Genomic DNA, 15,917 nt, shown 5'->3' with positions numbered 1-15,917 from the left:
TGCAATGTATTTATTTTTATCACACAAATTAGACCCTGAAGGATTCGCATGGCCGGGAGAGCCGGTTATTAAGGTGGAGCAGATGACGGATGTATCAGAGGATTGTCCGTTTTGTTCCTTTATCAGTACTTTGCCCAATCACTTTGGAACTCACATGGATGCTCCACGACACTTTGTTAAAAACGGGATCAGTATCAATGAACTGCCGATAGAATATTTCTTTCACAAGGAAACCGCACTTTTAGAAATACCAAAGAGCGATGCCCAGGGAATCACCAAAGAGGATATAGAACCTTTTGCGGATGTTTTATCACAGGTATCTTTTGCCCTGATCCGTACAGGATTTGAACAGTATAAGTTTACAGAGCCGGAGAGATACCAAAAGGAAGGACCGTATATTGCACCGAGTGCGGGTATTTACCTCTCCGAAAATTTTCCGGATTTAAAGGGAATCGGAATGGATTTTCTCGCTATCGGATCGCCGTCTGACAAAGTGCCGGAAGGAGAACTTCCTCCGGATTGTCACAGAAATATTTTGGGATTCTATACAGGGAAATTTGTGACAGGGATTGAAGACATGCATCTTTCAGAAATTCCAAAAGGTGCGAAAATACTGAATTTTATCAATGCGCCACTGAGAATTGAAGGACTGGATTCCAGCCAGGTTGTATGCATAGCGGAAATTGAAGAGAAATGACAGGAGACAGAAAAATGACAAAAGTAGGATTTATAGGTCTTGGGATCATGGGACTCCCAATGGCCATTAATTTAAAGAATGCAGGGATAGAACTGATGGTGAATGATCTGAATCATCAGTCAGTAAGACAGATGACAGATCTTGGAGCTTTAGAAGGAACAAAGGCGCAGATTGGAAAGGAATGCGGCATTATTTTTATGATCCTTCCAAATGGTATGATTGTGAAGGATGCTGTTTTCGGGAAAGACGGGATTGCATCTGCGGTCAAAAAAGGGACGGTCATATGTGATATGAGTTCTGTGACTCCTGTACAGTCGAAAGAATGCTATAACAGATTGGAAAAGATGGGGGTCAGTTTTGTGGATGCTCCTGTCAGCGGCGGGGAGCCAGGGGCTGTTTCAGGAACACTTGCCATTATGGCGGGAGGCGATCAGGACGCTTTTGACAGACTGATTCCATATTTTGAGATCATGGGATCTTCGGCACTTCTGATTGGAGGAAGCGGAAGCGGCAGCATTACAAAGCTTGCCAATCAGGTGATCGTAAATATGAATATTGCTGCCGTTTCAGAAGCTTTTGTGCTTGCATCAAAGGCCGGGGCAGATCCATCCAAAGTGTATGAGGCTATCAGAGGCGGACTGGCCGGAAGTGCTGTCTTAGATGCAAAAATGCCGATGATCCTTGAAAGAAATTTTAACCCGGGAGGGAAGATCTCTATCAATCACAAGGATATTAAAAATGTAGTTGAGACAGCCCATGAAATTGACGTGCCGGTGCCTTTTACCAGTCAGCTTTTTGAGATTTTTCAGGCTCTGAAGGTAGCGGGACATATGAACGACGATCATGCGGGGATCGTGCAGTATTTTGAGAAACTTGCACAGACAGTAGTAAAAAGTACAACGAAAGAATACTGAGAGGTGATGAATCATGGCTGAATATAGGAAGACAGAAGTTTTAAAGCAGTACAGTCCTGTAAATGAAGGGGTAATCGATCGTCTGTTGAACGAAGAAATTAATAAAAGTCAGACAAAGTTTGTTGTTTTGGATGATGACCCTACCGGAATACAGACTGTTCATGATATTTCGGTATTTACAGACTGGTCAAAAGCCAGTATGAGAAAAGGTTTTATTGATGAAAACAGACTATTTTACATATTAACCAATTCCAGGTCTATGACACCGGAACAGACAAGACAGGTGCATGAAGAAATTGCCCGAACAGCAGAAGAAATCTCCCGGGAATTAAATCAGAAATACGTGTTGATCAGCAGGAGTGACTCCACGTTAAGAGGGCATTATCCTTTAGAGACAAATGTTTTAAAGGAAGTCATGGAAAAGCAGGGCGGTCATTCTGTGGACGGGGAGATTTTGTGTTTCTTTTTCAAAGAAGGCGGAAGATATACCATTGATAATGTCCATTATGTAAAAGATAATGAAATGCTGGTGCCGGCCGGAGAGACGGAATTTGCCAAAGATAAAACGTTCGGATACAAGAGCTCAGATCTGAGAGAGTATGTAGAAGAAAAAAATCAAGGGTTGTTTAAGGGTAAAGATACCGTCTGCATTTCTCTTGAAATGCTCAGAAACTGTAACTATGCACAAATCGAGCAAAAGCTGATGACTGTTAGAGATTTCAATAAGGTGATTGTCAATGCAGTGGATTACTGTGACCTTAAAGTATTTTGTACTGCGCTTTACCGGGCTATGGGAAAAGGGAAGACATTTTTATTCCGTTCGGCAGCATCCCTGGTAAAAGTGATCGGAGGGGTATCAGACCGGAAGCTTTTGACCAGAGAAGAGATGATAACTAAAGATACAAACCATGGGGGAATTGTAGTAGTGGGTTCTCATACCAATAAGACGACAGCGCAGTTAAAAGAACTCCTGACACTAGACGAGGTAACAGGGATTGAATTTGACTCGGATCTGGTGCTGAAGGGAGATCAGATTTTTGACGGCGAGATCAGCCGGGTGGTCAGTCTTAGTGAACAGATCATAGCATGCGGAAAGACTGCTGTATGTTATACAAAACGCAGGCTGCTGACGGTTGACAATGACAGCAAAATGGAAGCGCTGCTCCGGTCTGTAAAGATATCACAGGGGGTACAGGCTCTGGTGGGAAGACTGAAAATTGTTCCTGCCTTCGTGGTTGCAAAGGGGGGCATTACATCCAGTGATATTGGGACGAAAGCACTTTCAGTGAAAAAAGCAAATGTTATGGGCCAGATCAAACCGGGAATTCCTGTCTGGCAGACAGACGAACAAAGTAAATTTCCGAAAATCCCATATATTATCTTTCCGGGTAATGTAGGAGAGACTTCTACACTGAAAGAGGCTGTTGAGGAATTGATCCGCTGATAAAACGGCGGTTCAGGAAGGAGTGGCAGATGGAACATATGAATCTGTATCTTGCAGAACTGGTTGGAACTGCATTATTTATGGTGTTAGGATTGGGGGTCTGTGCCAATATTTCTTTGAGTAAATCCGGTATGTGCGGGGCCGGAGGTATTGTAGCGGCTCTTGGATGGGGTGTTTCAATGGTGACGGTAGCAGTGTGTTTTGGACCTGTATCCGGAGCTCACTGTAATCCGGCGGTGACGGTAGGTTTTTGGGCAGCAGGAAATTTGAGCGGAAGCCTTGTTCCGGGATACATCATCTCACAATGCATCGGGGCATCTGTCGGAGCTTTGATCATCTGGCAGCTGTATAAAGATCATTTGGATGAAGAAGAGTGTCCGGGTACCAAGCTGGGTGTATTTACCACAGGTCCGTCAATTCAGAATTCCTGGCGGAATTGTCTGTCAGAGATCATGGCAACCTTTTGTCTCATGTTTGTCCTGCTTTCCCTTGGACATCAAAATCCGGCAAATGGAGTGGCAATGTTCTTTGTATTCTGCGGAGTGGCAGGAGGGGTCATGTCTTTTGGGGGACTGACCGGTTATGCCATTAACCCGGCAAGAGATCTTATGCCCCGTATTATCTATACACTTGTCCCTATAAAAAATAAAGAAGGATCAAATCGGGGATATGCATGGGTTCCCATAGCAGGTCCTTTGATGGGAGCATTTCTTGCGGCAATGTTGTATAAAGTGATTTTTTAGCAATTTAAGATTTCAGCAGACATCCTTTTTTCAGAGAGATTAGAAAAAAGGATGTTTTTTTGTTCCATAATAATCTGCGGTGGATGAAAGATTCTGAAAGATATGCTATAGTATTAGGTAATTGTTAACAATATGAAGAGGCTTTTTATAGAAGATGAGGTAGTAGTATGAAAAGTACACAGCTGTTGCAGTCCAAAGCATATGATTATCTGAAAGATCTGATACTGAACGATAAGTTGGAGCATGGGGTCATCTATTCCCAGAAAAAAGTGGCGGAAGAACTGGGAATTTCAAAAACACCTTTGAGAGATGCTGTTTTACGGCTGGAGCAGGAACGATATATTGATGTCTATCCAAGCAAAGGCTTTATGATTCATGAAATGATGGAGGATGATATCAGGGAGACCTATCAAATACGGAATGCTATCGAAACCTTTTGTTTAAAGCAGCTGGTTGCAGATTTGGATTCAGCTAATGCACAAAAATGTCTGATTGATCTGCGGACAAAGATTAAACTGCAGCAGAATCTGATCGAAACAAATGGTTCCAGCGAGGAATTTGCGAGGATCGATTATGAGTTTCATAAAGGTATTGTAGAATTTCTGGGAAATGATGCAATGCTTCATTTATATAAAGAATATATGCACCGTATCTTTTGGCAGAATGTTCTTTCTTTTACACGGGAAGGAAGGATGCAGGAGACAATTAGGGAACATCAGGGGATCATGGATGCTCTGGAAAAGCAGGATGGAGCAGAGCTTGAGAAGCTGCTGAACCGTCACTTATCAGTAGCTGAAAATATTAATCTGGAGCTGATAAAAGAAAAACCAAGGATGTTGTAATGGATAAAAAAGAAGCGATTGTTTGGCAATAGAGAATAAAATAAACGATAGTTTGAAGGCAGAGGAAGAAGAACGAAGTATAAAGGTTTCTAAATCATAAAAACGAAAAGGAATTTATGCTGTACGATAAAGACATACGCGATCCTCTGTTTGATTTTCTGGAGGAGCGCTACCATAAAATTAGGATTATAGAAGAAAAACAGATGGGACGCTCCAGGGCTGATATTGTCATGGTTACAGAAGATTCTGTTTTTGGTATAGAGATTAAGAGCGATGCGGACAGTTATACACGGCTGAACAGACAGGTCAAAGATTATGACCGGTTTTTCGACTATAACTATGTAGTAGCAGGCACCAGACATGCACTGCATATAGAGGAAAAGGTCCCGGAATGGTGGGGAATCATTACGGCAGAAGAGATAGGTGATCAGGTGGATTTCTATCTGCTCCGGAGTCCGGTCAAAAATCCGAAACTCGTGTGGAGAGATAAAATGAAATTGCTATGGAGGCCGGAACTGGCTCATATACAGCAATTAAATCAGCTTCCTAAATACAAACAGAAGAGCAAGGCATTTGTTATTGATAAAATTATAGAGAGGGTTCCTCAGGCTGTATTAAAGACCCAAATCAGTGATGAGCTGTTTGAGCGGGATTATCACGCAATCGAAGATACTATCCGTCTATATAAATCTAGGAAAATTTGACAGGTGTAAAAGGTACTTGCATATTATTTTTTTGAGGATTATAATGACTTCAATGTATCAGCAGCAGTCCGAAAATGAATAGCGGATGATTTGGTCTCTTTATGTTTATCGACATAAGGAGACTTTTTAGTCCGTTATGAAAGCAAAGAAATTCCTCGGCGGAATAAATGAATATTCTGTGAGGCTGCATAAAATGAGAAAGGAAGGACAATATATGAGTTACTACAGTGTAAATCTACCCAGGTATACCATTGGAGAAGGCTGTTATCGGGAAATTCCGGAGAAGGCTCGTTTTCTTGGAAAGACAGCAGTTGTCATCGGAGGAAAGACGGCAATGTCAAAAGCAAAAGAGAAGCTTTTGGAGGGGGTGAAGGATTCTGACGTGCAGATTTTGGACTTTATCTGGTACGGAGGAGATTCTACATACGAAAACGGGAATGCTCTGATGGAGCAGGATGTGGTGAAGCAGGCAGATATGATTTTTGCCGTTGGAGGAGGACGTGCCTGTGATACAGGTAAATATCTGGCCAATGAGCTGGACAAACCGCTGTTTTGTTTTCCTACAGTTGCATCCAACTGTGCGGCAGTGACTGCGATTTCAGTGATTTATCATCCGGATGGTTCTTTTCGCGAATACTACTATCCCAAAGCAGCGGACCATACATTCATTGAATCATCAATTATAGCCGATTCTCCGGGACAGCTCCTCTGGGCAGGGATCGGAGATGCCCTGAGCAAGGAATGTGAGGCCGTGTTTGCGTCCCGGGAAGATGAGTTATCTCATACGCCTATGATGGGAGTCCAGCTGAGCCGTATTTGTACAGCTCCGCTGATAGACTATGGAAAAAAAGCGCTGGAAGATTTAAGGAAGAAAAGAGTTTCCTATGAACTGGAACAGGTGACGCTGGATATTATCATCAGTACAGGACTTGTTTCCAATATGGTCAGCAGTGCGCCTGATTACTACTATAATTCAAGTCTGGCACATTGTGTATATTATGGATCAACGGTTACGGAGGGAGGGCACCGTCATCTTCATGGGGAAGTAGTGGCCTTAGGAGTACTGTGTCTGCTCACATTTGCGAAAGAGTTTGAAGAACGTGATAAAATCGCAAAATTCAATCTGAGTATGGGGCTTCCGGTTTGTTTTGATGATATAGAAGTGTGTGAGAACGAATTTTATGCAATGGCAGATAAGGCTCTTACAACGACAGAATGGGAGTTTCGTCCAAAGAAAAGCGGAGTGACAAAAGCAAGTTTTATTCAGTGCATGAAAGAAACAAATATTTACGGAAGAGCATTGAAAGAATGTCTTACTTCATAAATTTGGTGAAATTATGTCTATATCTGAAAGAATATCTTGAAAAGAGTCTGAAACAGTTGTAAAGTAAACCTTATCGTGCGAAGCGCGCCAAGCCCCAAGGGCATAAAATACGGTGTGCCCTGTGGGTAGAGCTTATCGCGCAGAGCGTATTTCACTGAAAAATAGATGATCTCTGTAAAACCTAGGAGTAAAGAAAATGATTGAGATGAATCAAGATGAGTTTGATGCCCTGACAGAATACATTCAGAAAAGATATGGGATGAAGCTTTCCAACAAAAGAAATTTAATTCAGTGCAGGATTCAGCATGAGCTGGAACGGCTGCATCTGGAGAGTTTTTTGGAGTATGTAAAGACAGTAAAGAAAGATCCGGAGACAGAACAGAATTTAATTGATCTTACAGCCACGAATTATACATATTTTATGAGAGAAAGCGGGCAGTTTGAGTATCTTGAGCATGAAATATTACAGAGATTAAGAGATAGAGAAAACGTATTTCGCATATGGAGCGCAGGCTGTGCCACTGGTGAGGAATGCTACACGATTGCCATTACAGCGGAGGAATGCCGCAGACGGGGGTGGAAACTTCCCAAAATTGAGATTACCGGGACAGACATCGCAAAACACGAACTCACACAGGGAGAGGAAGGAAAGTACCTGCCCCGGCAGCTTATAAAAGTTCCGGTGGACTGGAAGATGAGATATTTTAAGAAGGATGGAACTGTTTATGCAGTGACTCAGCTGATTAAGGATATGGTGCGGTTCCGCTATCACAACCTGGCAGAGCTTCAGTGGCCGGATGAGCAGTATGATGTGATTTTCTGCCGGAATGTGATTGTGTATATGGATATCCAAAAGAAAAAAGAGATTTTGCAGGGTCTTTATCAGTCTTTAAAACCGGGAGGATATTTATTTCTCGGGAACGGAGAAATTATTCGGCCGGGGCACGGGAAGTGGGAGTTTTTAGGACATTCTGTTTATCAAAAAAAGTAATATGGACAGTCTCAGGTTTTTGATCTGGGGCTGTTTTTTCATGTATTAGATAAAGTAATACCTATATTGTTTAAAGGGTATTTGTTATAATATTTTAGATCAAAAGATATCTTTACATGGCAATGAGCAATTATTTGCAGCGAAATATAAATTGTATTTGCCCACATGATGAAGAGTTGAGAGCGGAAACAGAGAGTCAGAAAGCAATAAATTTTTACAGCAGAAGGAGAAAAAGGACGAGGAATTATAATGGAAGCTACATCTGAAAGCAAACCAAAGAGATATACTTGTATAGGAATTTTAGCCCATGTGGATGCGGGAAAGACAACCTTGTCGGAAGGTCTGCTCTATGAGAGCGGCAGCATCCGGAGCATGGGAAGAGTTGATAATAAAGATGCGTTTTTGGATACCCATGAGATTGAGAGGAACCGGGGGATTACTATATTTTCAAAGCAGGCAGTGTTCCGGTTCGGAGAAATGGAAATTACACTCCTGGATACACCGGGTCATGTGGATTTTTCTGCCGAGATGGAACGGACTCTGCAGGTTCTTGATTATGCGGTCCTTGTGATCAGCGGTGCCGACGGGGTGCAGGGTCACACGCAAACGCTGTGGAGCCTGTTGGAGAAATACAAAATTCCGACCTTTTTATTTATCAATAAGATGGATCAGCCGGGTACTGACAAACAATGGATTTTGACAGAATTAAAAAATCGGCTCGATGAGGGCTGTGTTGATTTCAGCAGGGAGTGCGGTGAGGATTTTTATGAAGATATCGCAGTTTGCGACGAAGGACTGCTCAACACATACTTAGACAGCGGAAGGATTGGCAGCAGGGATATTGCAGAGATCATTGCAGAGAGAAGGGTATTTCCCTGCTATTTCGGGTCTGCATTGAAAGCAGACGGAGTCCGGGAATTTCTGCAGGGAATTGGGTCTTATACCCGGCCTGTGGATTATCCCGAAGAATTCGGAGCAAAGGTGTTTAAAATCTCCAGGGATGAGCAGGGCAGCCGCCTGACTCATTTAAAAGTCACAGGAGGTGTGCTGAAAGTAAGATCGGCGCTGATACAAAAACCCAAAGAGGAAAAGGTCAGTCAGATCAGGATTTATTCCGGAGAAAAATATCAGACGGCGGAGGAAGCACAGGCAGGAATGATCTGTGCGGTCACAGGGCTTGCGGATACCCGTCCGGGAGATGGGTTTGGTATCGAGGATACCGGGTATGAGCCGGCGCTGGAACCGGTGCTTACTTATCAGGTCATACTGCCGGAAGGAGTGAGTGCTGGAGTAATGCTCCCAAAATTGAGGCAGCTTCAGGAGGAAGAACCTGAACTTCATATTGTTTGGAATGAGCAGCTTCAGGAGATCCAGGTGCAGATCATGGGGGAAGTGCAGCTGGAAATACTGAAAAGCCTGATTGCAGAACGGTTTGATACAGAAGTTGAATTCGGGACTGGAAATATTGTCTACAAGGAGACTATTAAAAATACAGTGGAGGGTGTTGGGCATTTTGAACCTTTGAGGCACTATGCGGAAGTACATCTTTTCATGGAGCCGTTGGAGCCGGGAAGCGGTCTTCAGTTTGATACTCAGTGCAGTGAGGACATGCTGGATAAAAATTGGCAGAGGCTGATCCTGACTCATCTTCAGGAACGGGAGCATTCCGGAGTCCTCACCGGTTCGGCGATAACTGATATGAAGATCACGTTAGCGGCGGGCCGGGCACATTTAAAACATACCGAGGGCGGTGATTTCCGGCAGGCTACTTACCGGGCGGTGCGCCAGGGCCTGAAACAGGCGGAGTCGGTCCTTTTAGAGCCGTACTATGAGTTTCGCCTGGAAGTGCCTCAGCAGATGGTGGGACGGGCTATGTCGGATATTGAGCGGATGTACGGAGAGTTTGAGAATCCTCAGACAGAGGGAGAGATGTCAGTTCTGACCGGAAGTGCTCCGGTCTCAGAGATGAACGGCTATCAGAGAGAAGTCATAGCTTACGCGAAGGGAAGGGGCCGTCTTTTTTGTGCCCTTAACGGTTACAGGCCCTGTCACAATGCAGACGAAGTGATCGAAAATACCGGCTATGATTCTGAACGGGATACAGATAATCCGACGGGTTCTGTCTTCTGCTCACACGGGGCAGGATTTACAGTGAGCTGGGACAAGGTCAAGGATTATATGCATGTGGACAGCCAGCTTACAGATAATGAAAAAGAGACAGAGGAAGAGAATGCGGTGCGCCGTTCTTATACCGAAGAAGAATGGATTGATACGGAGGAGATCGACCGGATTCTGGAACAGACTTATTTTGCGAACCGAAAGAAAAAGACCGGATGGGCCAAAAAGAAACTGGAGAGGACAATAGATGATTATAAGAGTTCGGCTTTCAGGGCTTCAGTGAAGAAAAAGCCGGGTGAAAAATATCTGCTGGTGGACGGCTATAATATTATCTTTGCCTGGGAGGATTTAAGAGAACTGGCAGAGGCAAATATCGACGCTGCCAGAGGAAAACTTTTGGATATTATGAGCAACTATCAAGGAATCAGAAAATGTCAGCTGATCGTTGTTTTTGATGCCTACCGCGTTGTGGGCCATGATACGGAGATACTCGATTATCATAATATCCATGTGGTATATACGAAGGAAGCGGAGACTGCAGATCAATATATAGAGAAGTTTGCGCACGAACATGGACGGAAATATGATGTTACGGTGGCCACCTCTGACGGCATGGAACAGATCATTATCCGGGGCCAGGGGTGTTCTCTGCTCTCAGCCAGGGAACTGCTGGAAGAAGTGAATCTCGCCAATCAAACACTCAGAGAAAAATATTTAGAAAAGCAGCAAAAGGACCGCAGTTATTTGCTGGACTCTATGTCTGAGGAGGAGCTGAAAAAGATAAGAGATTTAGAATAAGCCAAAAGCGAGGAGGAGAACAAATGCAGCTGGGGATTACGATTACGTTACAAAAGCATCTGAAGGTAAAACAGCCGCCGTATGGGCAGCCCACCGACTTGTTTTTTTGCTGGGAACTGCATGTTATACGTTTTATGGGAAAAAGAGCATTGGCTATGGTCAATGCAAACAATCGGTTCTTTGTGATGCTCGCGGGAATGAAAGCAGCGGACTGGAAAGTGCTGCCCGAAAGGGCAGAAGAAGCCATAGAGGCCGGTCTGCGCAGTGAGGGATATAAAGAGGAGCAGATCAATGCTTACTTTAATCTGGCCGGAGCGCTAAAGATCACAAAGACTCACGGGCGGAAGCCTGTGGCGGGGCTTAATAAGGCAATAGAACGCCTGGATTATACAGATGAGCCCTGGAATCTGGGAGAGATGTATCAGGAGGATATTTGTCATTGGGTGAACCGAGATATTTGTTCGCCGGCCGGTTTTGAGACATATGATCATCCGTGCGCATTATTGGAAGAGGATATGAAACGGGTTGGAATTGTTAAGAGAGGGAAAGGGCAATGATGCTTAGGAGACAGGATAAGGTTGGAATAGTATGCTGTTCCAACGGACTTTCAGACTCGGCCCGGCCCGCTGTGATGCCGCTGGAAAATGCCCTGAAGGAGCTGGGATTAAAACCAGTCTTCAGCCGGTATCTTTATGCCGGTTCCTCAGTTTTTGACAGAACCGGGAGGCAGCGCGCAGGGGAACTTATGGAGTTTTACCGGAATCCCGGAATCAGGGCGGTCTTCGATATTTCGGGAGGAGATCTGGCCAATGAAGTTCTGACGAATTTAGACTTTCAAGTCATAAGAGAACATCTAAAACCATTTTTCGGATACAGCGATCTCACTGTAATCGTAAACGCAGTCTTTCAGCAGACAGGCCGGAAATCTTATTTGTACCAAGTCCGGAATCTGGTCATGGATCACTCAGAAGAGCAGAAAAAGAATTTTAAAGATTCACTGCTTGGAAACGGTAACGGCCTGTTTCAGTTCAGGACCAGGCTGATCAGAGGAACATCAATGGAAGGCATGGTGGTGGGAGGAAATATCCGCTGTCTGCTGAAGCTGGCAGGAACCCCGTTCTGGCCGGATATGCAGGATAAGATCTTATTCCTGGAGAGCAGAGGAGGGGAGGTTCCTCAGATGGTCACGTATTTAAACCAGTTAAAACAGATTGGAGTCTTTGAGCAGGTCAATGGAATTTTACTCGGAACATTTACAGCAATGGAAGCCGGAGGATGTCTTCCAAGGATGGAGGAGTTGGTGAAGAATACGGCTGGTCCGGGAATTCCCATTGCAAAGACGGAGGAAATCGGTCATGGGACAGATTCAAAATGTCTGATTATTGGAAAGAAATATAGATTCGGCGTATAAATACTTGACAGGCTAGTGTTCACTACCCTATACTGAAGATGACAGAAGCTAGCAATTACTAGCCATATATGGCGTGTCAAAGGAGGGCAAGAGTATGCAGGATTTTCGGCTGGAGAAGTATTTAAGTGACGGGGTTGAACGTATCCTCCGCGGTATTTTGAGAGTTTCAGATCCAAGGGGAAGCTTTTTTATGCTGAAATTTATGGCGGCGGAAAAAAGAGCACGAAGATTAAGAGAAATTGCAGAAGAAGAGGGCGGGCATATTCCGCCATTTTTAATTGCAAGTATTACGAGTCAATGCAATCTTCACTGCAAAGGATGTTATGCCAGGGCCAGCGGAGCCTGTGCTGAAGGTCAGCCTGAAGGAGAGCTTTCCGGCGCTCAGTGGAATGATATTTTTGATCAGGCAGAAAAACTGGGCATAAGTTTCATCTTGCTGGCCGGAGGGGAACCTTTGATGCGCAGGGATGTGATAGAATCTGCAGGCAGACATAAAAAGGTGATCTTTCCGGTGTTTACGAATGGGACTTTAATGCAGGAAGGCTGCCTTACATTGTTTTCGGAAAACAGGAATCTGCTTCCGGTGCTGAGCATTGAAGGCGGCAAGGAACAGACGGATGCCAGGAGAGGAAGCGGAGTCTATCAAAGGCTCAGACAGGCCATGGGAAGTTTAAAAAAATGGAGCCTTTTATTCGGCGCATCGGTTACGGTGACAAGGGAAAATCTTTACGAGGTCACGTCGGAAGAATTCCTCGGTGAACTTGGAACAAATGGCTGTAAGGCGGTCGTTTATGTGGAATATGTACCGGCTGACGGAAAGACAGAGTATTTAGCTCCGGGGGAAGAAGAGAGAGAAGCGTTGGAAAAAAGGATCCGAAAGCTCAGAGAGGAACAGGAGGATATGGTGTTTATATCGTTTCCGGGAGATGAAAGGGCTTCGGGAGGATGTCTGGCGGCAGGCAGGGGATTTTTCCATATCAATGCATCCGGCGGCGCAGAGCCCTGTCCGTTTTCTCCCTATTCAGATACCAGTTTGGTACATACAAGCCTCAAAGAGGCACTGCAGTCTCCACTTTTTTCGAGACTGCAGGAAAGCGGAAGCCTTGAGAAATTTCATACCGGAGGCTGTGCCCTGTTTGAACAGGAACAGCTGGTAAAAGATTTATTACAGGGAGAGAGATGATGAATACAAAAGAACGGATTGTGAAAGAAGCGCTCACGCTATTTTCTAAACATGGGTATCAGGGGACCAGTGTGAAAAACATTGCGGATGCGGTAGGCATAAAAGACAGTTCCTTATATAAGCATTTCAAAAGCAAGAAAGAAATATTTGATACGATTGTTCAGGAGATGTCGGTTCGGATGGAGCAGATGTCCAAGGAGTACGGCCTGCCCGATGAACACGATATGGCAGAAGCCGCAGAGCTTTATGGAAGCATCAGCGAGGAAGGGATTCTTGCTCTCAGTGAAAAGATTTTCCTGTTTTATCTGAAAGATGAATTTGCGTCTAAGTTCCGCAGGATGCTTGTGATCGAGCAGTACAGGGACAGAGAGGTGTTTGAAGTGTACCGGGGGCTTTTTATGGATGCGGCAGTGTCCTATCAGACAGAATTGTTTGCGGAAATGACCGCCAGGGGCATTTTCCATGGGAAAGACCCAAAAGCCATGGCAGTTAATTTTTATGCCCCGATTTTTTTCCTGCTGAACCGATATGACCAGGAACCGGACAAGGAAGAAGAGGCATTGGAGGCGTTGAGAAAACAGGTAATGGAATTTTCGAGGCTGTATAAATAGACAGAACTTATACTATGAGAGGGGGAAATATGAAATTAATCATTCATGATCTGGACGAAGAAGAATTCAAAAATATATTTTCTGAACCGGACGAAGATGTAGTCCTGATAGGAAACAGCGGGGAAATCCTTAATTGTATCGGCTGTTTCGGATGCTGGATCAAGACTCCGGGCAAATGTATTATAAGAGACCAGTATGGTGATATGGGAGAACTGCTTGCCCGGTGTGAGGAGGCCCGGATCATCAGCCGGTGCTGTTACGGAGGCTACAGTCCTTTTGTGAAAAATGTGCTGGACCGGAGCATCCCTTATCTGCATCCGTATTTTAAGATTAAGAATGGCGAAATGCACCACAAACAGAGATACGATAAAATATTAAAATTAAAAGTGGGATTTTACGGAGAATGTATATCAGAAGATGAGAAGCGGACTGCAGAGGAGCTTGTTAGAGCTAATGCGGTCAATCTGTATGCCCAGGTGCAGGGAATACGGTTTGTGAAAACACCGGATGAGTTAGGAGGAAGGTAACATGAAGATTGTATGTATCAACGGAAGTCCTAAGCCTTCAGGGAGCAGTTCCGGGGTTATTTTAAAGGAACTCAGAGATTTGCTGAAAGGGCAGGACATAAAAGAAATTTCTGTCCGAAAGCCGGAATTGACGGAAGAAATGAAAGCAGCAGTCATGGACAGCGAGTGCCTTGTATTTGCGTTTCCTCTATATGTGGACAGTGTACCTTCTCATCTGACGGCTGTACTGCAGCAGATGGAAAAATTGTTTCAGGAATCTGAGACTGACAGGATGGTCTATGCGGTTGTAAACTGTGGATTTTACGAAGGATATCAAAATCATATTGCCCTAAACATTATGAAGTGCTGGTGTAAGAAAGCAGGTCTCTCATGGGGACAGGGCCTTGGCATCGGCGGGGGAGGAATGATCCCCATGCTTTCTGATATACCGGAAGGAAAAGGAATCAAGAAAGATTTCTCCGCTGTGCTGAAAGAGATGGCGTGCAGTATCAGCACCGGGCGGAAAGCCGAAGACCGGTTTGTTTCTCCGGGGATACCGAGAATCATGTATAAGCTGGCTGGTCAGATGGGATGGAGAAAACAGATCAAAGAAAATGGACTTTCAGTAAAGGAACTGTCCAGAAGGATTTTAAAATAAGTATTTTACGGGGGACTGGATCATGAGAAGAAAAGACAGGGAAATCACAGATCCTGCGAAGATCAGGGCAATTATTTCGGCGTGCAGCTGCTGCAGGCTGGGATTTGCGGATGGAGAAAGCGTCTATATCGTGCCTTTAAGTTTTGGATACTGTGAGGATGGCGAAAAGAGGACTTTTTATTTCCACAGTGCAGGTGAGGGCAGAAAAATTGAATTGATCTCCAAAAATCCCTGTGCAGGGTTTGAACTGGATACAAATTATAAGCTGAATGAGAGTACAAAAGCCTGCGGCTATTCCGCCCGGTTTCAGAGTGTTGTAGGAAGCGGAAATGTATCATTTGTGGAAGATACGAATGAAAAAAGAAAGGCGCTTTTGGCTATTATGTATCAAAACACCGGGAAAGAAGAGTGGGAGTTTTCAGAGGAAATGTTTGACGCAGTGTGTACTTTTAAGCTGGAAGTGAGTGAGATGTCCTGTAAGGAGCATTCCTAAAACGAAAAATGTAAAATATTTCTAAAATTTAAAGAAGGGTATACCACACCCGGGGAAATTGTTATATAATAGCAGTATTCATGAAAACCAGATGTTGATGGAGAAGGTATATGGACACTTTAGAATATTTAACAAAAGAGGTACAAAAGTTTTGTGAGGACAGAGACTGGGATCAGTTTCACGGGCCAAAGGATCTGGCCATCGGGTTGTCAACCGAGTCCAATGAGCTTCTGGATCTGTTCCGGTTCAAATCAGAGGAACAAATGGGGGAGATGATGGATCGGGATACAGCACGGGAACGCATATCGGAAGAACTTGCGGATGTGTTTTTCTTCCTTCTCCGCTTTTCTCAGATGTATGAATTTGATTTGAAAGATTCTCTCCTTGCTAAAATTGAAAAAAACGGAGAGAAGTATCCCGTGGATAAAGTAAAAGGAAAGAATTTAAAGTATACGGAGTTAAAAACGACTACAGAATGAA

General features: G+C 44.2%; 17 protein-coding genes. All 17 read left to right on the top strand.

Annotated elements, in window-relative coordinates:
- The first annotated feature begins 4 nt into the window (after window positions 1-4).
- The gene (locus DWV34_RS01695; RefSeq protein ID WP_006567683.1) at window positions 5-697 is read left to right on the top strand and encodes a cyclase family protein; all 693 of its coding nucleotides are present in this window, start codon (window positions 5-7) and stop codon (window positions 695-697) included.
- A 14-nt stretch (window positions 698-711) separates the two neighbouring features.
- Window positions 712-1,611 carry a 2-hydroxy-3-oxopropionate reductase gene (gene garR, locus DWV34_RS01690; protein WP_227032204.1) on the top strand — a complete coding sequence of 300 codons (900 nt, stop codon included), beginning with the start codon at window positions 712-714 and terminating at the stop codon, window positions 1,609-1,611.
- A gap of 13 nt (window positions 1,612-1,624) precedes the next feature.
- A complete protein-coding gene (locus tag DWV34_RS01685) occupies window positions 1,625-3,055 on the top strand; it encodes a four-carbon acid sugar kinase family protein (RefSeq protein ID WP_022261253.1) in 1,431 nt (476 codons plus the stop codon).
- Window positions 3,056-3,084: 29 nt separating this feature from the next.
- Window positions 3,085-3,798: an MIP/aquaporin family protein gene (locus tag DWV34_RS01680; RefSeq protein WP_118475104.1), complete on the top strand. Its 714-nt coding sequence runs from the start codon at window positions 3,085-3,087 to the stop codon at window positions 3,796-3,798.
- 167 nt (window positions 3,799-3,965) lie between these two features.
- A complete protein-coding gene (locus DWV34_RS01675; protein WP_006567679.1) occupies window positions 3,966-4,640 on the top strand; it encodes a GntR family transcriptional regulator in 675 nt (224 codons plus the stop codon).
- Window positions 4,641-4,756: 116 nt separating this feature from the next.
- Window positions 4,757-5,344 carry a sce7726 family protein gene (locus tag DWV34_RS01670; RefSeq protein WP_006567678.1) on the top strand — a complete coding sequence of 196 codons (588 nt, stop codon included), beginning with the start codon at window positions 4,757-4,759 and terminating at the stop codon, window positions 5,342-5,344.
- Between the two features lie 214 nt (window positions 5,345-5,558).
- The gene (locus DWV34_RS01665; protein WP_182483062.1) at window positions 5,559-6,668 is read left to right on the top strand and encodes an iron-containing alcohol dehydrogenase family protein; all 1,110 of its coding nucleotides are present in this window, start codon (window positions 5,559-5,561) and stop codon (window positions 6,666-6,668) included.
- A gap of 196 nt (window positions 6,669-6,864) precedes the next feature.
- Window positions 6,865-7,659: a CheR family methyltransferase gene (locus DWV34_RS01660; RefSeq protein WP_006567676.1), complete on the top strand. Its 795-nt coding sequence runs from the start codon at window positions 6,865-6,867 to the stop codon at window positions 7,657-7,659.
- A gap of 249 nt (window positions 7,660-7,908) precedes the next feature.
- Window positions 7,909-10,575 carry a translation factor GTPase family protein gene (locus DWV34_RS01650; protein WP_006567674.1) on the top strand — a complete coding sequence of 889 codons (2,667 nt, stop codon included), beginning with the start codon at window positions 7,909-7,911 and terminating at the stop codon, window positions 10,573-10,575.
- Between the two features lie 23 nt (window positions 10,576-10,598).
- Window positions 10,599-11,132: a DUF6933 domain-containing protein gene (locus DWV34_RS01645; RefSeq protein ID WP_006567673.1), complete on the top strand. Its 534-nt coding sequence runs from the start codon at window positions 10,599-10,601 to the stop codon at window positions 11,130-11,132.
- Entirely contained in the window at window positions 11,129-11,986 is an 858-nt protein-coding gene (locus DWV34_RS01640; RefSeq protein ID WP_006567672.1) for a S66 family peptidase, read from the top strand. The genes DWV34_RS01645 and DWV34_RS01640 overlap by 4 nt, the downstream gene beginning before the upstream one ends.
- A gap of 94 nt (window positions 11,987-12,080) precedes the next feature.
- Window positions 12,081-13,169 (top strand): radical SAM/SPASM domain-containing protein, encoded by a 1,089-nt coding sequence (locus tag DWV34_RS01635; RefSeq protein ID WP_009289395.1) that lies wholly within the window; start codon window positions 12,081-12,083, stop codon window positions 13,167-13,169.
- Window positions 13,169-13,780 carry a TetR/AcrR family transcriptional regulator gene (locus DWV34_RS01630; RefSeq protein WP_022261255.1) on the top strand — a complete coding sequence of 204 codons (612 nt, stop codon included), beginning with the start codon at window positions 13,169-13,171 and terminating at the stop codon, window positions 13,778-13,780. The genes DWV34_RS01635 and DWV34_RS01630 overlap by 1 nt, the downstream gene beginning before the upstream one ends.
- A gap of 29 nt (window positions 13,781-13,809) precedes the next feature.
- The gene (locus DWV34_RS01625) at window positions 13,810-14,307 is read left to right on the top strand and encodes a flavodoxin family protein (protein WP_227032209.1); all 498 of its coding nucleotides are present in this window, start codon (window positions 13,810-13,812) and stop codon (window positions 14,305-14,307) included.
- A 1-nt stretch (window position 14,308) separates the two neighbouring features.
- The gene (locus DWV34_RS01620; protein ID WP_009289393.1) at window positions 14,309-14,944 is read left to right on the top strand and encodes an NAD(P)H-dependent oxidoreductase; all 636 of its coding nucleotides are present in this window, start codon (window positions 14,309-14,311) and stop codon (window positions 14,942-14,944) included.
- Between the two features lie 22 nt (window positions 14,945-14,966).
- A complete protein-coding gene (locus tag DWV34_RS01615; protein ID WP_006567667.1) occupies window positions 14,967-15,437 on the top strand; it encodes a pyridoxamine 5'-phosphate oxidase family protein in 471 nt (156 codons plus the stop codon).
- Window positions 15,438-15,547: 110 nt separating this feature from the next.
- The gene (locus DWV34_RS01610) at window positions 15,548-15,916 is read left to right on the top strand and encodes a nucleotide pyrophosphohydrolase (RefSeq protein ID WP_006567666.1); all 369 of its coding nucleotides are present in this window, start codon (window positions 15,548-15,550) and stop codon (window positions 15,914-15,916) included.
- Window position 15,917 lies beyond the last annotated feature (1 nt).

Source organism: Anaerostipes sp. AF04-45 (assembly GCF_003461725.1).
Taxonomy (GTDB): domain Bacteria; phylum Bacillota; class Clostridia; order Lachnospirales; family Lachnospiraceae; genus Anaerostipes; species Anaerostipes caccae.
Note: the sequence above shows the minus strand (reverse complement) of the source record. Positions and strands in the feature narration are given on the sequence as shown.